Here is a 1,240-nt window from a genome sequence, read left to right on the forward strand (position 1 = left end):
CATCCTAAATATAAAGTCTTGGTGGTAGATGGTACCGGTCTTGTACTGTGCACCAGCAGCACAAAATATTCAGTTGGCACCCGGGTATTTGTATCAAATCAGGAAATCAAGCGGACAGCGCCTTCGGGTGCTGTTGTGCAAATAGAAGTTTAAGTAAAAACAAACCAATGGCACCCAATCAGGTGCTTTTTTATTGCCAAAAATTAGGGGGCGCAATGTCTGAAACGACCGCAGCAGTAGCGGAAACATCTGCAGCAGCTTTAGGATCAAAAGCAACAGTAACCGGCGGTGCAGCAAGTGCAGCCGGTTTTTTTATGGGCATTGATTGGATGGGGTGGGTTGGTATCGGGGTTGCAGTACTTGGTTTGCTCATCAATGTGTACTTTTCATGGCAGCGGAATCAGCGTGAAAAAGAGATTCATGAGCTGACAAAGCGAAAATTAAATGGTGAATGTAATGTCAAAGACTAAAATCTCGGTCGCACTATTAGCAGCTTCGGCTGCTTTTTTTACGTCTTTAGAAATACGTGAGGGCTATTCAGCAAAGCCTTACAAAGATGGTGGCGGGGTAGTCACCCAGGGTATCGGCTCAACGGTTAAACCTAATGGTGAACCAATCAAAATGACTGATCCGCCAATCACGCGAAAAGTAGCTCAAGAATGGGCAAAAGCACACGTCTCGAAAGATGAGGTTGTATTTCGTAAATCACTGCAGGGGGTGAAATTGTCTCAAGTCGAATATGACACCTATTTAGACTTTACTTATAACTTTGGCCAAGCCAACTGGAACAACTCATCCATGCTTCGCAATCTAAAGCAGGGAAAATATATCCAGGCTTGCCAGTCACTGCTGAAGTGGAAATATGTGGCCAAGCATGACTGCAGCATTCGATCTAACAATTGCTATGGAGTATGGACCCGGCAAGTTGATCGTTATCAAAAATGTATGGGAGTGAACTCATGACTGAATACTGGGAAAAAGTAAGTCCTTATTTAGAGAAAAGTAGTAATGGCACTTACTACTTTAAATGCCCGGGCTGTAAATATATGCATCCATACCACACAAACCCAAGCGCACATCCAAACGGCAGCACATGGAATTTTAATGGTGATGTGAATAAGCCAACGTTTACGCCATCTTTACTCGTTAATGATCATTATCCTGCAAGTCGATGCCACCTATTTTTGACGGATGGAAAGATTCAATTCTTGTCAGATTGTCATCATGAGTTGGCTGGGCA

Annotated in this window: 3 protein-coding genes; all 3 read left to right on the top strand. The window is 43.5% G+C overall.

Annotated features, from left to right (window positions below):
* Nucleotides 1–215: 215 nt before the first annotated feature.
* Nucleotides 216–470: a holin gene (locus ACE01R_RS17770; RefSeq protein ID WP_086197789.1), complete on the top strand. Its 255-nt coding sequence runs from the start codon at nt 216–218 to the stop codon at nt 468–470.
* On the top strand, nt 457–963 hold the full coding sequence (locus ACE01R_RS17775; RefSeq protein ID WP_395552804.1) for a lysozyme: 507 nt from the start codon (nt 457–459) through the stop codon (nt 961–963). Before ACE01R_RS17770 ends, ACE01R_RS17775 begins: the two co-directional genes overlap by 14 nt.
* The coding region (locus ACE01R_RS17780) for a DUF6527 family protein (RefSeq protein WP_395552803.1) at nt 960–1,240 on the top strand (281 nt) is incomplete at its 3' end. The genes ACE01R_RS17775 and ACE01R_RS17780, both read left to right, overlap by 4 nt.

Source organism: Acinetobacter sp. BSP-28 (assembly GCF_044130285.1).
Lineage (GTDB): Bacteria > Pseudomonadota > Gammaproteobacteria > Pseudomonadales > Moraxellaceae > Acinetobacter.

What these genes read in the sequence shown, in the direction of transcription:
- ACE01R_RS17770 (WP_086197789.1), top strand. Translation starts at nt 216, where the DNA reads ATGTCTGAAACGACCGCAGCAGTAGCGGAAACATCTGCAGCAGCTTTA.
- ACE01R_RS17775 (WP_395552804.1), top strand. Translation starts at nt 457, where the DNA reads ATGTCAAAGACTAAAATCTCGGTCGCACTATTAGCAGCTTCGGCTGCT.